24 protein-coding genes and 1 tRNA gene are annotated in these 21,270 nt (G+C 31.9%); 14 read left to right on the top strand and 11 right to left on the bottom strand.

Going from position 1 to position 21,270, the window contains the following annotated elements:
• Positions 1-96 precede the first annotated feature (96 nt).
• Positions 97-720, top strand: coding sequence for a DUF3177 family protein (locus tag EU95_RS01165; RefSeq protein WP_032522841.1), 624 nt, complete (start codon positions 97-99; stop codon positions 718-720).
• Complete coding sequence (locus tag EU95_RS01160) at positions 680-1,015, top strand: hypothetical protein (RefSeq protein WP_032522842.1); 336 nt, start codon at positions 680-682, stop codon at positions 1,013-1,015. The genes EU95_RS01165 and EU95_RS01160 overlap by 41 nt, the downstream gene beginning before the upstream one ends.
• Here EU95_RS01160 and ileS read toward each other — a convergent pair.
• From ileS to EU95_RS01150, 3 genes are all read right to left on the bottom strand, one after another.
• The gene (gene ileS, locus EU95_RS01155) at positions 1,012-3,918 is read right to left on the bottom strand and encodes an isoleucine--tRNA ligase (protein ID WP_032522843.1); all 2,907 of its coding nucleotides are present in this window, start codon (positions 3,916-3,918) and stop codon (positions 1,012-1,014) included. The two genes, EU95_RS01160 and ileS, sit on opposite strands and share 4 nt — an antisense overlap.
• Positions 3,919-4,039: 121 nt before the next feature.
• Positions 4,040-4,489 (bottom strand): hypothetical protein, encoded by a 450-nt coding sequence (locus tag EU95_RS0109170; protein WP_032522844.1) that lies wholly within the window; start codon positions 4,487-4,489, stop codon positions 4,040-4,042.
• A 72-nt stretch (positions 4,490-4,561) separates the two neighbouring features.
• Positions 4,562-4,643 (bottom strand) — tRNA-Leu (locus EU95_RS01150).
• 240 nt (positions 4,644-4,883) lie between these two features.
• Here EU95_RS01150 and EU95_RS01145 point away from each other — a divergent pair.
• Positions 4,884-5,831 (top strand): fatty acid desaturase, encoded by a 948-nt coding sequence (locus tag EU95_RS01145; RefSeq protein ID WP_158462212.1) that lies wholly within the window; start codon positions 4,884-4,886, stop codon positions 5,829-5,831.
• Between the two features lies 1 nt (position 5,832).
• On the opposite strand, the gene gatC is transcribed toward EU95_RS01145, so the two are convergent.
• Positions 5,833-6,126 (bottom strand): Asp-tRNA(Asn)/Glu-tRNA(Gln) amidotransferase subunit GatC, encoded by a 294-nt coding sequence (gene gatC / locus EU95_RS01140; RefSeq protein WP_032522846.1) that lies wholly within the window; start codon positions 6,124-6,126, stop codon positions 5,833-5,835.
• Positions 6,127-6,300: 174 nt separating this feature from the next.
• On the opposite strand from gatC, the gene EU95_RS0109175 reads away from it, so the two are divergent.
• Positions 6,301-6,885 carry a DNA-3-methyladenine glycosylase gene (locus EU95_RS0109175; protein WP_072014845.1) on the top strand — a complete coding sequence of 195 codons (585 nt, stop codon included), beginning with the start codon at positions 6,301-6,303 and terminating at the stop codon, positions 6,883-6,885.
• A gap of 21 nt (positions 6,886-6,906) precedes the next feature.
• Positions 6,907-7,923 carry an aspartate carbamoyltransferase catalytic subunit gene (locus EU95_RS01135; protein WP_032522847.1) on the top strand — a complete coding sequence of 339 codons (1,017 nt, stop codon included), beginning with the start codon at positions 6,907-6,909 and terminating at the stop codon, positions 7,921-7,923.
• Between the two features lie 2 nt (positions 7,924-7,925).
• Here EU95_RS01135 and EU95_RS01130 read toward each other — a convergent pair whose 3' ends face one another.
• Together EU95_RS01130 and EU95_RS01125 are read right to left on the bottom strand one after the other, a co-directional pair.
• Positions 7,926-8,267, bottom strand: coding sequence for a DUF565 domain-containing protein (locus EU95_RS01130; RefSeq protein WP_032522848.1), 342 nt, complete (start codon positions 8,265-8,267; stop codon positions 7,926-7,928).
• Positions 8,268-8,279: 12 nt separating this feature from the next.
• Complete coding sequence (locus EU95_RS01125; protein ID WP_032522849.1) at positions 8,280-8,480, bottom strand: hypothetical protein; 201 nt, start codon at positions 8,478-8,480, stop codon at positions 8,280-8,282.
• Between the two features lie 220 nt (positions 8,481-8,700).
• Between EU95_RS01125 and isiD the strand changes: the two genes are divergently transcribed.
• From isiD to EU95_RS01100, 6 genes are all read left to right on the top strand, one after another.
• The gene (gene isiD, locus EU95_RS01120; RefSeq protein ID WP_032522850.1) at positions 8,701-8,922 is read left to right on the top strand and encodes a protein IsiD; all 222 of its coding nucleotides are present in this window, start codon (positions 8,701-8,703) and stop codon (positions 8,920-8,922) included.
• The gene (coaBC, locus tag EU95_RS01115; RefSeq protein WP_032522851.1) at positions 8,912-10,168 is read left to right on the top strand and encodes a bifunctional phosphopantothenoylcysteine decarboxylase/phosphopantothenate--cysteine ligase CoaBC; all 1,257 of its coding nucleotides are present in this window, start codon (positions 8,912-8,914) and stop codon (positions 10,166-10,168) included. The genes isiD and coaBC overlap by 11 nt, the downstream gene beginning before the upstream one ends.
• Positions 10,169-10,381: 213 nt before the next feature.
• Positions 10,382-11,176, top strand: a complete 795-nt coding sequence (locus EU95_RS0109180) for a photosystem II manganese-stabilizing polypeptide (RefSeq protein WP_025979193.1) — start codon at positions 10,382-10,384, stop codon at positions 11,174-11,176.
• A gap of 70 nt (positions 11,177-11,246) precedes the next feature.
• On the top strand, positions 11,247-12,422 hold the full coding sequence (gene sat, locus EU95_RS01110) for a sulfate adenylyltransferase (protein WP_032522852.1): 1,176 nt from the start codon (positions 11,247-11,249) through the stop codon (positions 12,420-12,422).
• Between the two features lie 46 nt (positions 12,423-12,468).
• Entirely contained in the window at positions 12,469-14,322 is a 1,854-nt protein-coding gene (gene ftsH, locus EU95_RS01105; RefSeq protein ID WP_032522853.1) for an ATP-dependent zinc metalloprotease FtsH, read from the top strand.
• A gap of 20 nt (positions 14,323-14,342) precedes the next feature.
• Positions 14,343-14,969: a bifunctional 4-hydroxy-2-oxoglutarate aldolase/2-dehydro-3-deoxy-phosphogluconate aldolase gene (locus tag EU95_RS01100; RefSeq protein WP_032522854.1), complete on the top strand. Its 627-nt coding sequence runs from the start codon at positions 14,343-14,345 to the stop codon at positions 14,967-14,969.
• Between the two features lie 34 nt (positions 14,970-15,003).
• Here the strand turns inward: EU95_RS01100 and aroC are convergent, their stop codons facing one another.
• Both aroC and psbA read right to left on the bottom strand, forming a co-directional pair.
• Positions 15,004-16,101, bottom strand: a complete 1,098-nt coding sequence (gene aroC / locus EU95_RS01095; protein WP_032522855.1) for a chorismate synthase — start codon at positions 16,099-16,101, stop codon at positions 15,004-15,006.
• Between the two features lie 108 nt (positions 16,102-16,209).
• Positions 16,210-17,292, bottom strand: coding sequence for a photosystem II q(b) protein (gene psbA, locus EU95_RS01090; protein WP_002805533.1), 1,083 nt, complete (start codon positions 17,290-17,292; stop codon positions 16,210-16,212).
• A 190-nt stretch (positions 17,293-17,482) separates the two neighbouring features.
• Between psbA and EU95_RS10295 the strand changes: the two genes are divergently transcribed.
• On the top strand, positions 17,483-17,611 hold the full coding sequence (locus EU95_RS10295) for a hypothetical protein (RefSeq protein WP_275040503.1): 129 nt from the start codon (positions 17,483-17,485) through the stop codon (positions 17,609-17,611).
• A 117-nt stretch (positions 17,612-17,728) separates the two neighbouring features.
• On the opposite strand, the gene EU95_RS01085 is transcribed toward EU95_RS10295, so the two are convergent.
• Positions 17,729-18,634, bottom strand: a complete 906-nt coding sequence (locus EU95_RS01085) for an aspartoacylase (RefSeq protein ID WP_032522856.1) — start codon at positions 18,632-18,634, stop codon at positions 17,729-17,731.
• Positions 18,635-18,657: 23 nt separating this feature from the next.
• Here EU95_RS01085 and EU95_RS01080 point away from each other — a divergent pair, with 23 nt between their 5' ends.
• The gene (locus tag EU95_RS01080; protein ID WP_032522857.1) at positions 18,658-19,611 is read left to right on the top strand and encodes a glutathione S-transferase family protein; all 954 of its coding nucleotides are present in this window, start codon (positions 18,658-18,660) and stop codon (positions 19,609-19,611) included.
• 114 nt (positions 19,612-19,725) lie between these two features.
• A complete protein-coding gene (locus tag EU95_RS01075) occupies positions 19,726-19,944 on the top strand; it encodes a CP12 domain-containing protein (protein WP_019480078.1) in 219 nt (72 codons plus the stop codon).
• 71 nt (positions 19,945-20,015) lie between these two features.
• Here EU95_RS01075 and EU95_RS01070 read toward each other — a convergent pair whose 3' ends face one another.
• Both EU95_RS01070 and obgE read right to left on the bottom strand, forming a co-directional pair.
• The gene (locus EU95_RS01070; protein ID WP_011817712.1) at positions 20,016-20,198 is read right to left on the bottom strand and encodes a hypothetical protein; all 183 of its coding nucleotides are present in this window, start codon (positions 20,196-20,198) and stop codon (positions 20,016-20,018) included.
• An 85-nt stretch (positions 20,199-20,283) separates the two neighbouring features.
• Positions 20,284-21,267 carry a GTPase ObgE gene (obgE, locus tag EU95_RS01065; RefSeq protein ID WP_032522858.1) on the bottom strand — a complete coding sequence of 328 codons (984 nt, stop codon included), beginning with the start codon at positions 21,265-21,267 and terminating at the stop codon, positions 20,284-20,286.
• Positions 21,268-21,270: the final 3 nt, after the last annotated feature.

Raw genomic sequence — 21,270 nt, forward strand, 5'->3', positions numbered from 1 at the left:
TTATATAAAGATGAATAATATTCATAACTATGACAATAGTAAGTTAAAAAGGAACAGTTTGATGTTTAATTATTATGTATTTAAAAAGAAAAAGTTTTGAACGTTTTTAATCAACTTTCTATTTGGCTATCCTTTCGACTTTCGATAATTTTCCTTATTGGCATTCCTGTCACATTATTTTTTTGGTCAATCAAAAAAAGTAATAAAGCTGTTAATAAACTTCTATCAATTTATTGGAAAATATCCCTTTTATTTTTTATAAGCCTTTTACTTTTAATAGGTAAGTATAATTATGCTCTTATTGTTACAAATATTTCAACATTATTAATGACAATTTCAGTTTGGTTTTGGAACGATATTAATGATGAATTAAAAGAATATGATTTTTCTAACTCCCTTATCTCAACAACAAAAATATGGAGATGGTCGCTAACTTTTATATCATTTAATTTCTTAATCCAAAGTTTACGAAACTTTAATTGCTTCTCTTTTATTAATTCAGCTGCTTGTGAAATGTGGCTTCAGCCCTCTACGAATTTATATATTATTATCAAAAATTTATTTAATTTTTTCTTCGGAGCTAACTTTACTCAGCCGATAGCAAAATTTTTAGGATTATTTTCATTATTAATCTATACCTTAGGATTGATTCAATGGTCAATAATTAAATTTCCTAAAAATGGAAGAAACTCATGCTTCTCTGAAAATGGAAGAAGTTAATTTATTAAATAATTTAGAAAAAATAAGTTCCCTAATACCCAATAGAGTTCTTAAAGTAGAAGGTTCAATTTTTAAAAAAAATCAAACAGAACATTTAGAAATAATTATTTTTAAAGGTTTCAGTAGCTCTACCACTCATCCAATTGAAATAGATTTAGAAAAAAAAGTTGTAGGAAATAGATTTGTACTTTCAAACTTTAAACTTTATAAGGCACCTTTAACAGAAAACAAGGATAACTTCATTAGAGAAAGTAAAAACTCTATTTATTTTTTTGATAAAAAAAACTGGATTTAAGTAAATTCAAGATTAATAATATTTGCACATCTTTTGCATAATTTTGTATTTTGCATTCCGCTATAAGTCTCTTTTTGATAATGCCAACATCTATCACATTTTTGGCCATGAGCTTTTAGGATTTGAATTTTTCCAAGTTTATTGTTATCGATAATTAAATAGTTCTCTGCCAAATCAGAAACCATTTGAAAATTTGAAACTATTAGCCAATCCCTAAATAAATCTACATCTTGATTACCAAATTTCTTTAGCCAATTCAGAGAATCTTTTACAACTTTATCTTCAGGAAAATAATTCACTTCTGTTTCTAAAGCTGCTCCAATTATTTGTTTATTTCTACATCCCTCGATGGCTTTGTTAATTTCAACTCTCAAACTTCTTAAATTTGATATGTGACCATTAAGAATAGTATTTTTCCATGACTGCGAAAAAATTGGCCATCCTCTTTGAAATACTGATTTTTCTTTGGTTGAATATGGAATATTTTGCCAAATATCTTCAGCCATATGAGAAAGTACTGGGGAGATAAGAACAGCTAAATTTTCAACAATTTTAGACATAACAAACTGACAAGATTTTCTCCTATATTCTGATTTAGAACTTACATACAACCGATCTTTTGCAATATCCAAATAGAAATTAGATAGATCTACAACGCAAAAACTTTGTAAGATTTGAAAAAATTTAGAAAATTCATAATTTTCATAAGCATCTGATATTTGATCTGTTACGTCCAGTAATCTTCCAAGCATCCATTGATCTAAGAGAGGCAATTGATCAATATCAAAGCTATCAACTTTAGGGTCATAATCATGAATATTCCCAAGAAGATATCTCGCGGTATTACGAACTTTTCTGTAAACATCTGATAGTTGCTTGAGTATATTTGAACCAATTGGAACATCTACTGAATAATCTACAGAGCTTACCCATAGCCTTAAAACATCAGCCCCATAAGCAGGTTCAGTTTTTTTATTATTACCTCCATTTATAATGATATTTGGATCAACAACATTCCCTAAAGATTTACTCATTTTTCTACCATTTTCATCAAGTGCAAAACCGTGAGTTAAAACTTTCTTATATGGAGGTTTATTATTCACAGCAACAGATGTTAGCAAAGAAGACTGGAACCATCCTCGATGTTGATCTGAACCCTCTAAATAAAGATCAGCTGGATACTTTAATTCACTTCTTAGTTCACACACTGCAGCCCAGCTAGATCCTGAATCGAACCAAACATCCATTGTATCTGTACCTTTTTCCCAAAGATCAGATTCTTTTACATAATTTTCCGGCAATAGATTCTTAACATCCCAATCCCACCAAATATCTGCTCCATGTTCATTAAAAAGTTCTTGAATATGATTAATTATCTCACTGTTAAGGAGAATGTCATTGCCATTTTTTTTATAAAAAACTGGAATTGGAACTCCCCACGACCTCTGTCTAGAAATACACCAATCCCCTCTACCAACAACCATTGAATAAATTCTTTTTTTTCCAGTTTCTGGCATCCATTCAACATCTTCGATTGCCTTTAATGCAGATGATCTAAAGCCATTTACGGATGCAAACCATTGTTCTGTCGCCCTAAAAATAGTTGGTTTTTTGGTTCTCCAATCATAAGGATATCTATGTTTATATTTTTCTTGTAATAGAAGCAAATTATTTTCTTTTAAATACCCAATAATTAAATCATTTGCTTCTTTTAGGACATTTGATCCTTTGAATTGACCAGAATATTCATTTAAGTTCCCTTTTTCATCAACAACACATGTTATCGGTAAATCATATTTTTGCCCCACATTAAAATCATCTATACCATGACCAGGTGCAGTATGAACAATTCCTGTACCTGATTCTGTAGTGATGTAATCTCCCCCAATTACAATTTTGCAATTTTTATTCTTAGTTGGATGTTGATATTCAATATTTTCCAATTTAGAGCCTTTAACCTCTAAAAGTATCTTGAAATCCTTATTAAATTTATTACGCAATTCAGAAGATAAATCTCCTGCAAAAAGGTATATTCTTTTCTCTTCGTCGATAGCAAAAACATAGTTTATTTTCGGATTTACTGCAACCGCTTCATTTGCAGGGATAGTCCAAGGGGTTGTGGTCCAAATAGTTATAAAAGAATTATTTTGAAAAAAATCTTTTTCGATATTAAGATTTTCTTGGTAGAAATTCGATATAATTTCTTCAGATAATTTAGTGATTTTTAAAGAAACATAAATACTTTTTGAATAATGTTCATCAGGATATTCTAATTCTGCTTCTGCAAGAGCAGTCCTAGAACTTGGACTCCAGTGAACAGGTTTGAGACCTCGATATATATAGCCATTTAAAAACATCTTCCCAAACACTCCAATCTGAGCAGATTCATAACTTTTCTTAAGAGTTAAGTAAGGATTATCCCAATCTCCCCATATACCCCATCTTTTGAAACCCGCCATTTGATTATTAATTTGAATATGGGCATAAGCTGTTGCTTTTTTTCTCAAATTCAAAGTATCAAGATTTTTTCTTTCATCAGACTTTAAATTTTGAAGTACTTTTAGTTCAATAGGTAATCCATGACAGTCCCAGCCAGGCACATAATGAACTCTAAATCCTCTTAAGGTTTTGTACTTATTTATTATGTCTTTTAAAACTTTATTAAGAGCATGACCCATATGAAGAGCTCCATTTGCATAAGGGGGGCCATCATGTAATGTAAATATTTCGCCTGAGTTACTTGAACCTAGTTGGAAATCAATATTATTATTAGCCCAAAAATTCTGAATTTCAGGTTCTCTTACCACTGAGTTAGCACGCATTGAGAAATCAGTTTTAAGTAAATTTAAAGTTTCTTTATAAGAAAATTCTGATTTTTTTTCTTCGCTATTTTGAGATTTCATACGACTATATTAAAAATATTGGGATCAAAAGAATTATTTAAATAAATCTAATTCATTATATTCTTTCTTAATTAACCTGTAGTTTTTTTTGGGATGTTTCAATTAACCAATTGATTTGATTTCAGACTTTTATATTATCATTTTTATCATTTCTTACCCACTTTTTTTGAGTTGAATTTTTATTATTGCTTGCAAAATTAAATAAATTTAAAGTTTTAGTAAAATTACCAACTCCCAGATTAATAGCTTCTAATATTTTCGAAAAGTTTTTTTTAAATTCTAAAAAGGTAGTTAGTTTTTCCTTTTCGGTATCTGTCAATTGATACCATCTAGAAGAAAAAAGCTCTAATATATAAAAAATAACGAGTAGAGTTAATAAAATTAAAATTACAAAAAATGATTGATCTATTGTTTTATTTTTAATTATTAATATCAAACCCATTAATAAATTTAAAAAAGCTTTTATCAAGTCTTTTGGTCTGCCGAGCTCAAGATAAAGTATCGGTACAGATAAAAATATAGTCCCAATTACTATATAAAAAAATCCCAAATACAATATTAAACTATTCATTAAATTGATTAATTAATTAAATTATAGGAAGTTGATATAGATAAACAAACCATCTATCAGAATTCTCTTAAGTGCGGTCGGGGAGACTTGAACTCCCACACCCGAAGATACGAGTACCTAAAACTCGCGCGTCTACCAATTCCGCCACGACCGCTCAAGTAAAATAATAATTGAAAGAGGTATATTTTAAAAAATTTTTTAACTTAAGATAATTAATTTGACACATTAAATAAGATTAAGTATCTTTTAAAAAATTTTTTTTTATTTGATCATGCAATCACCTTAAAATATCAGTTATATTGTTTAAAGAATATAAGAAACGATTTCAAACTTAATCAGTAAAAATACAACAAAAAATACTAATTCTTCAAAAACATTTAATTGGCAAAAAGAGATTAAAAATTACGTAGATCCGCCAAGTTTTTGGAATCCAACATTAGGTTTATTTTTTGGCGGTTATTTTCTTGCTTTTCTTAGCATATGGCAATGGTATAGGGGTGTTTGGCCTTTACCATTACTTGTAGCCACTGCTTTTTTAGCTTTACATATTGAAGGTACCGTAATTCATGATGCCTGTCATAAAGCTGCTCACCCTATTCCTTGGATAAATCAGGCAATGGGTCATGGCTCAGCAATTCTATTAGGGTTTAGCTTCCCAGTCTTTACAAGAGTGCATTTACAACATCATATTCATGTAAATCACCCAAAAAATGATCCAGATCATATTGTCAGTACTTTTGGGCCAATATGGCTAATTGCTCCAAGATTTTTTTATCATGAGATATTTTTCTTTCAAAGAAAACTTTGGCGAAAATATGAGTTACTACAATGGGGAATCGAAAGATCAATCTTTATAACGATAATCTTGGCAGGTATAAAATTTGACTTTATGAATCTCATCTATAATTTATGGTTTGGACCAGCGTTAATGGTTGGAGTTACTCTGGGTATATTTTTTGATTATCTACCTCATAGACCTTTTCGATCCAGAAATAAATGGATAAATTCTAGAGTTTACCCAAGTAATTTTATGAATTTAATAATAATGGGTCAAAATTATCATCTAATTCATCACCTCTGGCCTTCTATACCTTGGTTTGAATACAAAATAGCTTATGAAAAAACTAAGCCATTATTAGATTTGAAAGGATCTCCTCAAAGAGTTGGAATATTTGAAAGCAAAGAAGACATTTTTAATTTTATATACGATTTGTTAATAGGGGTAAGGAGCCATAGCAAAAAAGGAGGGAAGATAAGAAAAATCATTAATCTCTTTCCAGGCTATAAGATAAAAAAATATTTACTAAAAATTGTCAATAAAACATTTATAGGAAGCAGCTAAATTAATCGTTCATAATTTTTGGAACTTTAAAGTATTTATCTTCTCGAGATGGTCCTAATTCTAAAAGTTCTTCAGTACAATCAGAATTTTTCTTTTCGTCTTTTCTAAGTACATTCAGAACCTCTATTGCTCTGGTGGTAGAGGGAACATCATCTGTATCAATTTTTTCAAGTTGTCTTATATAATCCAAAATCTTTTCTAATTGTTCTGCGTGATTACTAATTTCATTCTCGTTAAGTTCTAATCTCGCCAAATGAGCAACTTTTTTTACTTCCTCTTTAGTTATTTTTGTCATGCCAGTAGTGTTTACTCTTGTTAAATAATAGTTTATTTAAAACATTTTTTTCAATTATATATTTTGAATTTAAATAAATATAAAAAAATAATAACAACTTTTTGCAAATCAATATCAATTTATAGCCTTAATTATTTTTCTCAGCTTAATATAAAATTAGATAAATAATAAAAAATAGAAGAAGAATTATTTCCAAAAAACTTTTTTTATCGGCACTCTAAACATGTGGCTCCTGATTTAATAGGCTGTTATCTTATAAAAAAAAATAATGGTACAGATAAAGTTAAGGGGGTAATTGTTGAAACTGAAGCTTATTCACAGGAAGAAGAATCCTGTCATGGCTACCGCAAAATGACTAAATCAAATAAAGCATTATTTGGCAAACCTGGAACATTTTATATTTACAAATCTTATGGAATTCATCATTGTTTAAACATTGTTACTGATAAAGAAAATTTCGCAAGTGGTGTATTGATAAGATCAGTTTTTATCTCTAAAAAAAATGAAAGATTAGCTTCTGGACCTGGCCTAGTTACTAAGTCATTCAATGTAGATATTTCATTTAACTCTCTTGAAGTTCTAAATAACAAATCTTTATGGATTTCTCCAAGAGACTCAACCCTTAAAGAAAAAGATCTTATTCAAACCACGAGAATTGGCATATCAAAGGCAAAAAATATAAAATGGCGATGGTATCTCAAAAATAGTAGGAGTGTCAGTAAAAGATTAATAGGTGATAGAACACCTAAATTTGAATAATCATTTATCTTTTTAAGCATAATGCAAATTTGGTCTCATAAACATATCCACACACTCGCTAATTTTTCAATTCAAGATTATGAGTCAGTATTTGAATTAGCTAATAGATTTGATGCACTAAAGAATACAGGAACGAAAAAGATACCTGCCTTACAAGGGACTTTGGTAACTTCTTTATTTTTTGAAGCAAGTACAAGAACAAAAAATAGTTTTGAGCTTGCAGCAAAAAGGCTTTCTGCTGATGTCCAAACTTTTGCGCCATCCTCTAGTTCTTTAACAAAAGGCGAAACAATAATTGATACAGCCATAACTTACTCTGCTATGGGGGCAGATACATTAGTTATCAGACATTCATCAAGCTATATAACTTTTGAAATTGCTAAAAAATTGGATGCAATAAATTCCAAGACTTCGGTTCTTAATGCTGGAGATGGATTACATAGTCATCCTAGCCAAGGATTGCTTGACATCTATACATTGATAAAATTCTTTTCCACAAAAACACTGAGTCCAGAGGTTTTAAATTCCAAAAAAATTTTAATAATTGGAGACGTTAATCATTCAAGGGTTGCCAGATCAAATCTTTGGGCTTTGAGTGCGTTCGGCGCAGACATAATCTTATGTGGTCCAAAGACATTAATACCTGATGAATTTATCAATTTTTTAAAAGTCCCCGGGCCAAATCAAAAAGAAGATCCCGTTAAATCAAGAGGGTCTATTACAATCTCTAGATCATTGGAAGAATCAATAAAAATTGCAGATGCGATTATTGTTTTAAGACTCCAGAAAGAGAGAATGATGGAGAATTTACTAAGTAGCATTGATTCATATAGTTCGGATTATGGCTTAACCCCAGAGAAATTATCTTTGAATAATAGAGAAATTCCAATTCTTCATCCTGGACCTATTAATAGAGATATTGAAATAAGTAGTAAAGTAGTAGATGAATATCCTAATTGCTTAATTAATGATCAAGTTTCAAATGGTATTCCTATAAGAATGGCTTTGCTTTATCTATTACAGAAATACAACAAATAAATTCATAGCAACTTAAGACTTTCAGTGAAGAAACCATAAAATAATCCTAATCTTAAAGAATCTAATAAAAGTACTAAAAATTTCTTTTTACTTTCAAATCTGAAATTTCTTCTTAATACTATTAATATTTCAATAAAAACTACTGATAAGAAAGCAGCAACAGGATCCATGAGTTCCAACACCGCACTTACCATACCAAGTGAACTCCCAAAAAAATAGCCAATTAATAACGTTATAAATGATATTGAGTATCTACGCCAAGGGTTACTAGCCCAAATACTTAATGTATGAATATTTTCCACGATCTTAAGCTGAAATTTGGTCTTTTGAGGTCTAACAACCATTTTGCATTTAATCTAAGCAGCTTCGGAATTTGATTCAATCTTAGTATTTCCTTCTATTAATTCAAGTAATACTTCCAACTGAGCCATTAATCCTCTTAATTCTCCTGGTTCAGGGAAAAGGTCATCTTCTTTTATTCCTAAATGCATTTCTCTGAGCTCTTGTCTTAAATAGCGAATGTGACTAATAACTTGTTCTCTTTTGGTTTGCGACATGATATGAATTTTGGCATTACCATTTTAAGAAAGAATATTTCTGAAAAGGAGAGTTTGCATATTTATGACTGAGAATGAACATAAATGATCTAACAATAATTTTTAAAAATCATGCATATTGATAATCTTCATATCCTGGAAAATTATGTACTTAATACCTCTGTCAATTTTAAATAATTACTTGAGGCTTTATTATTAGATTATATTGGCTTTACTCAATATGAAATTCATTACTGAAAATAAAATAAGTGAGGAATTAGTAAATTCTTTTGATGAAGAAATGACCCTTGAGCTTGCAAAAAGACTAGAGGAAGATGATTATAATACTTCGTTTGCTGGTTTAAAAGACTGGCACTTACTGAGGGCTCTTGCAATAAATAGACCAGAATTAACAACTAATTACATCCATCTCCTCGATCAGGAACCTTTCGATGAAAACTAAAATTACGTACTCCAAAATAAAGGTTCTTTTATTAATCACCGGGAGTATTGCAGCTGTAAGAATTCCATTATTAGTAAGTCAATTGTTGAAAGAAAATTATGAAATAAAATGCGTTTTATCTAAAAATGCTGAAAAATTTATAAAGCCGCTTTCTCTCTCTATTCTAAGTAGAAACCCTTGCATTTTAGAAAATGATCAATGGTCAAATAGTCAATCAACACCTCTTCACATAGAACTAAGCAATTGGGCTGATATTTTAATCATTGCCCCTTTAACAGCGACAACATTAGCGAAATGGGTAACTGGAAATGCAGAAGGATTGATTCCAAGCATATTAATTGCAAATATCAAGCCAATTATTGTTGCACCAGCAATGAATACCCAAATGTGGCTAAATAAAGCTGTTCAAAAAAATTATGAGAATTTACAGAATTACGAAAATGTTTTGTCTTTACAACCAAGTGAAGGCCTTTTAGCGTGTGATGCTATTGGCATCGGTAAGATACCTCCTAATGATCTTATTCAATTAGCTCTTGAATTTATAGCTTCACACAAACAAAATTCATTTCGCAAAGATTTACTTAATAAGGAAATATTAATAACTGGAGGTTGCACCTTAGAGAAAATTGATGCAGCAAGACACATCACTAATAAAAGTTCTGGAGCTATGGGCTTACTCCTTTCTCAAGTTGCAAGGTTCAGAGGCGCACGAGTAAAGTATGTCCATGGTCCTCTGAAAATAGACCAAAATCTTACTGATGGAATAAAAAGGTATGAAATTGAAAATAGTGTTGATTTAATTAGGGCACTTAATAATGAGATATCAAATTGCGATTATTTTTTCATGAATGCAGCAGTATCCGATTTCAAGATAACCTCAGATACTTCAGCCAAAATTCCCAAAAATAAAATTAATGATCATTTAAATAAAAATTTTGAGCTAGTACCGGATATTTTAAAAACAATTAGTAAATCAAAAAAAGATAACCAAGTTTTTGTGGGTTTTTGTGCGTTTACAGGATCTATTGAAGAAGCTCGAGTAACAATTAAAGAAAAGATTATTAAAAAGGGTTGTGATTATCTATTCGCTAATCCAATTGATCTTGAAGGCCAAGGTTTTGGCTTTTTGGCACAAAATGAAGGTTGGCTGTTTGATACAAAAAATATGGAACAATACATTAACAAAACATCAAAAATTGATTTAGCAAATAAATTAATATCGCAAATTATTTCAATAAAAAAATAAAAAAATTTCTTTATTTGTATTTTTTTGTAATCTTAATCATTAAAAATAATGTGATAGCTTAAAATAATTCCAGTTTTTAAATATCTAAAAAGCTACGGGTTATTTCGAGTATTTAAAAGTACTAACTTTTATGGTCCTTTCCCTTGTAATATCCGTACTGAACTTTATGTGATTACTTATCATTCGTCACTCAACTTTACTGCAACTTTAATTATGAGAATTCGTTCTTTCTTAGCTTTTGTTATTTCTCTATGTATAACTTTTGCTTTTGTACCTGTTAAAACATTTGCTTTTTCTGAAAGAGGAAATGCACAATTCACAGATGTTGTTAATACAGGAAAAGCTAATGATTGTCCGACATTAGACTCATCTCTTGTTGGATCAATATCCCTAGGAAATGGAGATAGCCTCAAAGGAATATGTATGCATCCAACAGAAGTTTATGTAAAAGTGCCAGGAACGAAAAGAAAAGCTGCAGAATTTGTTTCTACAAAAATTATTAGTCCTAGAAATAACACCACAGTTACAGAAGTTTATGGGGATATAGACTCAGGAACTTTCACAGAAAAAGGTGGTATTGATTTTCAACTTATTACTGTCTTAACTCCCGGCGGCTTAGAGGTACCATTTGCATTCTCAGCAAAAGACCTTACAGCTGATTTACCTTCATCTATTGAACCAGGAACTGAGGTTAGTGGTTCAACATTTACACCTAATTACAGAACTGGTGATTTTTTAGATCCCAAAGCAAGAGCTAAAAATACTGGTGTTGAATATGCTCAAGGTTTAGTTGCATTAGGAGGCGATGACGAAGAACTTGCAAAAGAAAATATTAAAGTTGATGTAAACGGTACTGGCGTTATTACTCTTTCAATCAACAATGTAGATTCTGACACAGACGAATTTGCTGGTACTTTTGAAGCAATCCAACCTTCAGATACAGATATGGGTTCAAAGGATCCACTTGATGTAAAAATAATTGGGGAGCTTTACGGAAGAAAGGCATAAATCCTACTTAAGAGAAAAAGGGGGTTAAACCCCTTTTTTTTTTCAAAATTTTTCTTTAACAATTTAAAAAATGGAATTACAACAAAAAAGTAAAACAGATACTAATGGACTAATACCGCCTTTTGGAGGAGAACTAAAAAATTTAATTATCAAAGATAAAAACCTTAAAAATGATCTTATCTCTAATGCTACTTATGAGTTTGAATGCAGCGAGAGAAATGCATGCGATGTAGAACTTTTGATGGTTGGAGCTTTTTCTCCATTGGAAGGATTTATGGATGAAAATAACTACAATTCTGTAATTAAAAATAATAGAAATACAAATGGGTTACTTTTTGGCTTGCCTATAGTATTTGATTCAAATAAAGAAAAAGTAAAAGCTGGAGAGACAATATTGCTTACTTATAAAAAACAAAAAATAGCAGTTCTAGAAGTTAGCTCTATATGGGAGCCTGACAAATCCTTAGAAGCTGAACTTTGTTATGGTACTAATTCTTTAGATCATCCTGCTGTTAAGATGATTTTTAACGAGAGAGGGAGATTTTATATAGGAGGAAGAGTTTATGGTTTCGAACTACCAATTAGAGAGTTCCCCTGCAAAACCCCAGAAGAAGTTAGATCTTCACTGCCATCAAATCATGATGTAGTTGCATTTCAATGCAGAAATCCAATTCATAGAGCACATTATGAATTATTTACGAATGCCTTACTTTCAGATAATGTCTCATCTAACTCAGTTGTTTTAGTTCATCCAACTTGTGGGCCAACGCAACAAGATGATATCCCTGGAAAAGTTAGATATTTGACCTATAAAGAATTAGAAGAGGAAATATCTGATGAAAGAATAAAATGGGCTTTTTTACCTTATTCAATGCATATGGCAGGGCCAAGAGAAGCTCTTCAACATATGATAATCAGAAGAAATTATGGCTGCACCCACTTTATTATTGGAAGAGATATGGCTGGTTGTAAGTCTTCATCTACTGGTGAAGATTTTTATGGTCCATATGACGCCCAGAATTTTGCGAATGAGTGTGCAGATGAATTGATGATGCAAACTGTTCCTTCAAAAAATTTAGTTTATACGAAGGAAAAAGGATATATAACAGCTGAAGAAGCTAAAGAATTTAATTATGAAATTATGAAACTTAGTGGTACTGAATTTAGAAAAAAATTGAGGAATGGCGAACCAATTCCTGAATGGTTTGCATTCAAAAGTGTAGTAGATGTTCTAAGACGCTCTTAATATTGTTTTATTATTAGTATTATAGTTTTATTAAAGATTTTTTATCGTGAACAAACGTTGGAGAAACGTAGGACTTTATGTCCTAGCCGTTATAACTGTAATTTTCATTGGTACTTCAGTTTTTGATAAACCAAGTACTGAAAGTTCTATAAAGACCTTGAGATATAGTGATTTTATAGAGGCAGTACAAGATAAAGAAATCAGTAGAGTTTTAATATCTCCAGATAATGCCACAGCTCAAGTTGTTGAAAATGATGGGAGCAGGTCAGAGGTCAATTTAGCTCCTGACAAAGATTTATTAAAAATACTGACTGAGAATAATGTAGATATAGCTGTAACTCCTACAAAATTAGCCAACCCATGGCAACAGGCTCTAAGTAGCTTAATTTTCCCAGTACTTTTGATTGGAGGCCTATTTTTCCTTTTCAGAAGATCCCAAAGTGGTAATGCTGGTGGTGGCAACCCTGCCATGAGTTTTGGCAAAAGCAAAGCTAGACTGCAAATGGAACCATCTACACAAGTAACTTTTTCAGATGTTGCTGGTGTTGAAGGTGCAAAATTAGAACTTACTGAAGTTGTAGATTTTCTTAAGAGTCCAGATAGATTTACTGCAGTCGGAGCAAAAATTCCAAAAGGAGTTCTTCTTGTAGGCCCTCCTGGTACAGGAAAAACATTACTAGCGAAAGCAGTCGCTGGAGAAGCAGGTGTACCTTTTTTCTCAATATCTGGTTCAGAATTTGTAGAGATGTTTGTTGGGGTTGGAGCTAGTAGAGTTAGAGATCTTTTTGAACAAGCTAAAAAGAATGCACCCTGTATTGTATTCATTGACGAAATAGATGCAGTTGGAAGACAAAGAGGAGCTGGTATGGGTGGAGGAAATGATGAAAGAGAACAAACATTGAATCAACTCTTAACCGAAATGGATGGTTTTGAAGGTAATTCAGGAATAATAATAGTTGCTGCAACCAACAGACCAGATGTCTTAGATTCAGCTTTAATGCGTCCTGGAAGATTCGATAGACAGGTAACAGTAGATCGACCAGATTATGCTGGAAGATTGCAGATATTAAATGTTCATGCTAAAGATAAAACTCTTTCAAAAGACGTTGATTTAGATAAAGTTGCCAGAAGAACACCAGGATTTACTGGTGCAGATTTAGCTAATCTCTTAAATGAAGCAGCAATACTAGCAGCTAGAAAAGATTTAGATAAAGTAAGTAACGATGAAGTTGGTGATGCCATCGAAAGAGTTATGGCTGGCCCTGAAAAGAAAGATAGAGTCATCAGTGATAAGAAAAAAGAATTAGTTGCTTATCACGAAGCTGGTCATGCACTCGTTGGAGCATTAATGCCTGATTATGATCCAGTAGCAAAAGTTTCAATCATTCCAAGAGGTCAAGCTGGGGGTCTAACCTTCTTTACTCCAAGTGAAGAAAGAATGGAATCTGGTCTTTACTCTCGTTCTTACCTTCAAAATCAAATGGCTGTAGCTCTAGGTGGAAGAGTTGCTGAAGAAATAGTCTATGGCGAAGAAGAGGTAACAACCGGAGCTTCAAATGATTTACAACAAGTTGCCAATGTAGCAAGACAAATGATCACTAAATTCGGTATGAGTGACAAAATAGGACCAGTCGCTCTAGGCCAATCACAAGGTGGAATGTTTCTCGGAAGAGATATGAGTTCTACAAGAGACTTCTCTGAAGACACAGCCGCAACAATTGATGTAGAAGTTTCAGAACTTGTTGATGTTGCCTACAAGAGAGCTACAAAAGTTTTAACAGACAATAGAAATGTTCTTGACGAAATGGCTCAAATGCTAATTGAAAGAGAAACTATAGATACCGAAGATATCCAAGACTTGCTCAACCGCTCAGAAGTAAAAGTTGCAAACTATATTTAACGCTGAATTTTAAATTTTTAATGAATAATAAAGAAGATTCTTTTTCGGAGTACCTGAAAATTGAGTCTTTTTTTTTATTAATAAAACCTGAAGAAAATATTTACTCAAATATCTCTCTAAGAAATTCATTTTTTGAAGAATTAGAAAACTTAGTAAAATTAGGATTAAAGAATATTGAAATAAGTTGGTCTAACAACGAAAATTGGTTCGAATTTGTATCCGATATCAAAATTAAATATCCAAGAATCAATTTAGGCTCTGCCTCCATAGTTAATAAGCAATCAATAGAAGATTCTTTAAAAATTGGATTAAATTTTTCGATGATGAAATTTTGGGATAAAGATCTTTTCAATTATGCACAGTCAAAAAATTATTTATTAATTCCTGGAATTAATAATTTAAAAGATCTTAAGGAAGCGATAGATTTAAATTGCAACATTATCAAAATTTACCCAATAAAAAGTAAAGATAGTTCGATAAATATACTCAACTATAAAAATGTTGATTTCATTGCTGCCGGAGGACTATCAATCAATGATTTAAAAACTTATAAATCTTTAGGGTATAAAGCGGTTGTAATTGGAGATAAAGGTTTTATAAATAAAAAATTTGATCCAAAAATATATGAATGGCTCAAAAATAATTAAGTTAAGGATAAATATTATTTATTCAACAAAAATACTACTTATTTATTAAGTCACATTGAGCATGATTTAGAAGCAAATGATCAGCAAGTACTAAAGCTACCATAGCATCAACCATGGGAACTGCTCTTGGTAGAACGCATGGATCGTGTCTCCCTTTTGCTTTCATAAGTACTTCTTTACCTTCAGCATTTACTGTTTTCTGTTCTTTCCCGATTGTTGCTGTAGGTTTAAAAGCTATCTTCATCTCGATATTTTCACCATTACTTATTCCGCCCTGTATACCTCCTGAATTGTTTGATGTTGTTCTTAACTTACTAATATCATCAGACTTGATGAAGGCATCATTATGTTCGCTTCCTTTTAAATAAGTTCCAGAGAAACCTGAACCTATTTCAAAGCCTTTTGTGGCAGGCAAAGACATCAAAGCCTTTGCTAAATCAGCTTCTAATTTATCAAAAACAGGCATTCCAAGACCAGAGGGGACATTTCTTACTAGACATTCAATAACACCTCCGCAAGAGTCTCCTTGACGCTTTAATTCCTTAATTCTCTCGATCATTTCTGTTGATACTTTTTCATCAGGACATCTAACAATATTAGAATCTATTTTTTTGATAGAAATCTTCCCTTTATTTATATCAGAATCAATATCATGTATACGCTTTACCCAAGATAGTATTTCAGTGTTACAGAAGGTTTTTAATAATTGTTTTGCTACAGCACCAGCAGCTACTCTCCCAATTGTTTCTCTAGCAGAAGCTCTTCCACCGCCAGAACTTGCCTGAATTCCATACTTCAGATGATATGTACCATCTGCATGAGAAGGTCTAAATACCTGCTCCAAATTATTATAATCTCCCGGTCTTTGATCCTTATTTCTTACCAACATTGCTATTGGAGTTCCAAGTGTTAACCCCTCCTTTATCCCACTTAATATTTCAATTTTATCTTCTTCATTTCTGGGTGTTGTAATGTCACTTTGGCCAGGTCTGCGCCTATCTAATTCATTTTGAATCAGATTTATATCTATTTTTAACTTAGGTGGACATCCATCAAGAATAACTCCTACTGCACCACCATGTGATTCTCCAAAAGTACTAACACGAAAAATTTTTCCAAAACTACTACTCATAGAAATATCAAATGTTTTATCTATATATAAACATTATATGAAACCAATTGAAAATTAAACAAAAAAAAGCCCCCAAAAAGGGGGCTTGTTAGTTTAAGAACTTTAAGCTTAACCGATAGCTGGAGCTGAAAGAGCTACTGTTGTAGACTCAGCTGCTGCTAGATCAAGTGGGAAGTTATGAGCGTTACGCTCGTGCATTACTTCCATACCTAGGTTTGCTCTGTTAAGAACGTCACCCCATGTAGGAACAATCTTACCGTTTGCATCAACAACTGACTGGTTGAAGTTGAAACCGTTAAGGTTGAATGCCATTGTGCAGATACCCATTGAAGTTAACCATACACAAACAACTGGGAATACAGCTAGGAAGAAGTGAAGACTTCTGCTGTTGTTGAAACTTGCATATTGGAAGATCAAACGACCGAAGTAGCCATGAGCTGCAACGATGTTATATGTTTCTTCTTCTTGTCCAAACTTGTAACCATAGTTCTGAGATTCTGTCTCAGTTGTTTCTCTGATTAGAGATGAAGTAACAAGTGAACCGTGCATAGCTGAGAATAAAGATCCTCCGAACATACCAGCAACACCAGCCATATGGAATGGGTGCATAAGAATGTTGTGCTCTGCCTGGAAAACAAACATGAAGTTGAATGTTCCAGAGATACCTAAAGGCATTCCGTCAGAGAATGAACCTTGACCGAATGGGTATACAAGGAATACTGCGAAAGCTGCTGAAACTGGTGCAGAGTATGCTACACAGATCCAAGGACGCATACCTAGACGGTATGAAAGCTCCCACTGTCTTCCCATGTATGCTGAGATACCAATTAGGAAGTGGAAAATTACAAGCTGGTAAGGACCACCGTTGTATAACCACTCATCTACAGTAGCTGCTTCCCAAATTGGGTAGAAGTGTAGACCAATAGCGTTAGATGAAGGAACAACTGCACCTGAGATGATGTTGTTTCCATATAGGAATGAACCAGCAACTGGCTCTCTAATTCCGTCGATGTCTACTGGTGGTGCTGCGATGAATGCAACGATGAAGCAAGCCGCTGCTGTAAGAAGGCATGGAATCATTAAGACGCCGAACCAACCAACATAAATTCTGTTGTTAGTTGATGTTACCCACTCACAAAACTGTGGCCAACCTTTTAACAGCGAAGAACGCTGTTGCTGAATAGTTGTCATGAGTTCGTAAAGTATGTCTCTAAAGTGAGACGTGTAAATAAAAACGGAAAATAAATCTCCGCTTCGAAGATTTTAGACCAAAATCGCTAAAAATGTGTAAATATTTTTTCTTTAAGTAAACTTATTTTTTGAAAAACAGGAGAAAAGAACTTCCATGTCTTAAGATTTTCTTTGTTATTGAGGATTCAACTTGGTAATAATCGAATGGCTTCTTAACGGAAAAAGATCAAGAGAGGTAGTTTCCATAAGAGAGGCTAAGCATAGACGACTGCAATTAGAGGCTTTTGGAGCTATTATTTATTGGAGTGAAAGAATTTAGGTTTTTAAGGTTTTAAAATGAGAAAAAAAAATAAAAGTATTAAATATTAAATAAACTTATCTATAAAATAAAAAATCCTTATTAATTTTCAACGATTTATTGTTCCTGTTTCTTAATTTAAAAACATTCAAACTCTTGAACCCATCGTTTTTTGGAGCAAATCACTTCTTTTTTTGTGTAGCTCATGGCAATTTTTTTTTCCTTATAAGCAACTTCTCCAATAAAAACAGGCCAAATCAATTGGTCCCGTTCATATTTGTGGATTATTCCATGGCTATCCAGAAATAATGGATCTCCTTTTTTAATCATTTTCCAATCTTGGTTTATTCTCTCAGGATGAATTATGCCATCAATATCTCCCTTTTTATTTCTTGGATAATCTATACTCTCTTGGTGAACGTGAACCACTAATTCCTTCGGAAGTTCTATAAGTTTATTTTTTAATTTTTCTATCTCTTCCCTAATGGAGCTAATTATTAGAGAGAATCTATTTATAATATTCTGATCATAAAAATTTTGTGCGACAGCTCCTATTTCAATAACTAAACCACATGGCCAAGCTTCTACAAGAAAGCCTGTTTGGGCTTTATCTTTTTCGTGCAAATAAATAGGCAATCCAAATTTGTTCTGCAGTAATGCAGCTAAACAAAAATCTTTTGATCTCCTCCCATACATAACAATGCTTGTTCCCATATTTGCAGTAGTAGTGTGCAAATCGATTGCAATTTGACAGGGTTTAGATCCGTCAATTCCAAATTCATCTACTAAAAAATTGGCTCTATTAATTTCATAAAAGCTATTCTTGTATTGATCAAAATTCTCACTTTCTTTAAAAGATCTATTTAAATCTACATCTATATATCTGCACCCTTTTTCATAGGCAGCAGGATTACCTATGATGTACTCATACTCAATACCATTATTTAAACTATTTTCCTTTCTATTAAATTGCTTAACAGCCCAAACGGGATTAATTTCATTCCCATGAGTGCCTGAAACGATAAGTATTCTTTGAACAGTCATTTTTTCTTTAAAAATAAAATTTTATGCAAAATAAATACCTTATAAAAGCCTCCAGAAAATTCTGGTTTTGGTTTTGGACCCAATTAATGAATGGCTTCGCGCCATCAGATTTACATGGTAATTATAAAAGGCCTAAAGGTATAACCATTAATAGTAAATACGATATTAATAATGAGAATGGACAAATTTATTTATTAGTAGGTCATTCTTGTCCATGGTGTCAAAGAACTTTACTCGTGCACGAAATAAAAGACTTATTTAAAAAAGTTAACGTAATTTTTTTAAAGGCAGATATTGAGCATGGCGAATGGATTTTCAATACAAAGATTAAGGGATGTATAAGACTTTCAGAACTTTACAAAAAAGCTAATAAAAAGATTATCTTTAGAGCGACATTACCTCTTTTAATTAGCTTTGTAAAAGATGAAGTAAATATTCTGTCTAATGAAAGTTCACAGATTATAAAACTACTCAATTCAATAAAAAGCGAATCGAAATATCAGGCATTAAGTATTAAAGATAGTAATCAAAAATTTTTAGATTTAATTAATAACAGCATTAATGATGGCGTATATAAATGTGGCTTCGCCAGAAACCAGTCAGCTTACGAAAAAGCAAGTAAAAATCTTTTTGCAGCTTTAAATGAAATTGAAAATTTACTACAGAAAAACAAAGGAGACTGGATATTTGGCGAAGAGTTAACCTACGCAGATATTTACCTTTTCCCAACGCTTATAAGATGGGAATTGATATATAGCAAACTATTCAAATGTACTGAACAAGAACTATCAAGTTTTGAAAAGATTATTGAATGGAGATTAAAATTCTTTAAATTATCTAACGTAAATAGGACATGCTTCGACAATGAATGGAAAAAAGATTACTACAAAGTTTTATTCCCTTTAAACCCAAATCAAATAACCCCAGTTTTACCATCGCTAAAGGAAATAATGAAATTAGATACCTTAAATAAATAAATCAATTTCAAAAAAAATGATGTTGTAATGAACACTTATATAGTTCATAGATAATGCAATTTCATTAGAAATTAACTATGTTATGTATGTCTACTAAAGTACGAAAAGCTTAAAATGAAATCCATTGACGAACACATCCAAAAAGATCAATCGGAAATCGAATCTGCAAAAGCAGAGGGCAATCTTCCAAAGGTCAGACATTTAACTGAAGAGCTTAAAGAACTCGAAGAATATAAAGATCATCATCCAGATGATAAGCATGACCCTAATGCTTTGGAATTATTCTGCGATGCCAACCCGGATGAACCAGAATGTCTTGTTTATGATGATTAAGCTTTTATTTGATAGATAATGCACAATAAAAAAGGGCTTTAGAGCCCTTTTTTTTATTTTTTTAAATTCTATTAGTAATCTCTATTAAAGTCGGATGGACTTCCTGTAAGGGAACATACAACAGATTCCTCATTTTTCATTTCCTTGACTTCTACAATCGGTCTTCCCATTTTCTTCAAAACCTCAATATCTTGAATGGTTTGACATCTAGCAATTATTTTTCCTTGTTGATCAAAGCAAGTATAGAAATTCATATAGTGTTTAAAGAAGTATCTTATTTATGACTAATTTTCATTATTAAATCAAGTGTTTTTTTTACAATAAAATTTTTAATTTAAGTTAGATCCTTTTCCATACTTCAGAAAGCAGTGAAGATAAACCTTTTTTTAAAGATGAAGAAATAACTAAAACTTTCTTTTTAGATAAATCTTCTAATTTTTTTGAAATTATTTTCAAATAATCATCATCTACTAACTCCATTTTATTCAATACTATTATTCTCTCTTTATCTAAAAGACCTTGCCCATATTTTTTTAATTCCTGCTCAATTATCTCAAAATCATGTAAAGGATTTTCTGCAATTGCATCAATTAAGTGAATAAGTATCTTCGTTCTTTGGATGTGTCTTAAAAAATCATGCCCTAAACCTACTCCATCAGCTGCCCCTGATATTAATCCAGGAATATCCGCAAAAAGGCAACCATTCCCATCAATTTTTCTTACTACACCTAAGTTAGGTATTAGAGTTGTGAAAGGATAATTCGCGATTTTTGGACGGGCAGATGACACAACGGAAATTAAAGTACTTTTCCCAGCATTTGGTAGACCTATTATCCCAACCTCTGCAAGAAGTTTTAGTTCTAATTGAACCTCCCATATCTCACCATCTTTTCCTTCAGTGAATGATTCTGGGGCTCTATTTTGATTACTTAAATAGTAAGCATTACCATGTCCACCTCTTCCTCCAATTGCAATAGTTAAACTCTGTTTATCTTTAGTTAAGTCTCCTAAAATAATGCCGGTCTTAATATCCCTGATTTCTGTACCGCAGGGTACTTTAAGGATTGTATCCTCACCTGAAGCACCTGATCTCTTATTAGGACCTCCTTTGCATCCATTTTCAGCAATTATTTCACGTTTGAATTTGAAATCTAATAATGTTTGAAGATTATTATCAGCCATCAAAATAACTGATCCCCCTCTGCCACCATTTCCGCCAGAAGGTCCTCCAGCAGGAACGAATTTTTCTCTTCTAAATGAAACTATTCCATTCCCACCTTTTCCAGCTTTAAGAATAATGTTGGCTTGATCAATAAATTGCACTTA

Origin of the sequence: Prochlorococcus marinus str. MIT 9201, from assembly GCF_000759955.1 — a bacterium.
GTDB classification, from domain to species: domain Bacteria; phylum Cyanobacteriota; class Cyanobacteriia; order PCC-6307; family Cyanobiaceae; genus Prochlorococcus_A; species Prochlorococcus_A marinus_G.

Excerpts from the sequence above, each read along its gene's own strand:
- EU95_RS01160 (WP_032522842.1), top strand. The coding sequence starts at position 680 with ATGGAAGAAACTCATGCTTCTCTGAAAATGGAAGAAGTTAATTTATTA.
- ileS (WP_032522843.1), bottom strand. The coding sequence starts at position 3,918 with ATGAAATCTCAAAATAGCGAAGAAAAAAAATCAGAATTTTCTTATAAA.
- EU95_RS0109170 (WP_032522844.1), bottom strand. The coding sequence starts at position 4,489 with ATGAATAGTTTAATATTGTATTTGGGATTTTTTTATATAGTAATTGGG.
- gatC (WP_032522846.1), bottom strand. The coding sequence starts at position 6,126 with ATGACAAAAATAACTAAAGAGGAAGTAAAAAAAGTTGCTCATTTGGCG.
- EU95_RS01135 (WP_032522847.1), top strand. The coding sequence starts at position 6,907 with ATGCAAATTTGGTCTCATAAACATATCCACACACTCGCTAATTTTTCA.
- EU95_RS01130 (WP_032522848.1), bottom strand. The coding sequence starts at position 8,267 with ATGGTTGTTAGACCTCAAAAGACCAAATTTCAGCTTAAGATCGTGGAA.
- EU95_RS01125 (WP_032522849.1), bottom strand. The coding sequence starts at position 8,480 with ATGTCGCAAACCAAAAGAGAACAAGTTATTAGTCACATTCGCTATTTA.
- isiD (WP_032522850.1), top strand. The coding sequence starts at position 8,701 with ATGAAATTCATTACTGAAAATAAAATAAGTGAGGAATTAGTAAATTCT.
- coaBC (WP_032522851.1), top strand. The coding sequence starts at position 8,912 with ATGAAAACTAAAATTACGTACTCCAAAATAAAGGTTCTTTTATTAATC.
- EU95_RS0109180 (WP_025979193.1), top strand. The coding sequence starts at position 10,382 with ATGAGAATTCGTTCTTTCTTAGCTTTTGTTATTTCTCTATGTATAACT.
- sat (WP_032522852.1), top strand. The coding sequence starts at position 11,247 with ATGGAATTACAACAAAAAAGTAAAACAGATACTAATGGACTAATACCG.
- EU95_RS01100 (WP_032522854.1), top strand. The coding sequence starts at position 14,343 with ATGAATAATAAAGAAGATTCTTTTTCGGAGTACCTGAAAATTGAGTCT.
- aroC (WP_032522855.1), bottom strand. The coding sequence starts at position 16,101 with ATGAGTAGTAGTTTTGGAAAAATTTTTCGTGTTAGTACTTTTGGAGAA.
- psbA (WP_002805533.1), bottom strand. The coding sequence starts at position 17,292 with ATGACAACTATTCAGCAACAGCGTTCTTCGCTGTTAAAAGGTTGGCCA.
- EU95_RS01085 (WP_032522856.1), bottom strand. The coding sequence starts at position 18,634 with ATGACTGTTCAAAGAATACTTATCGTTTCAGGCACTCATGGGAATGAA.
- EU95_RS01080 (WP_032522857.1), top strand. The coding sequence starts at position 18,658 with ATGCAAAATAAATACCTTATAAAAGCCTCCAGAAAATTCTGGTTTTGG.
- EU95_RS01075 (WP_019480078.1), top strand. The coding sequence starts at position 19,726 with ATGAAATCCATTGACGAACACATCCAAAAAGATCAATCGGAAATCGAA.
- EU95_RS01070 (WP_011817712.1), bottom strand. The coding sequence starts at position 20,198 with ATGAATTTCTATACTTGCTTTGATCAACAAGGAAAAATAATTGCTAGA.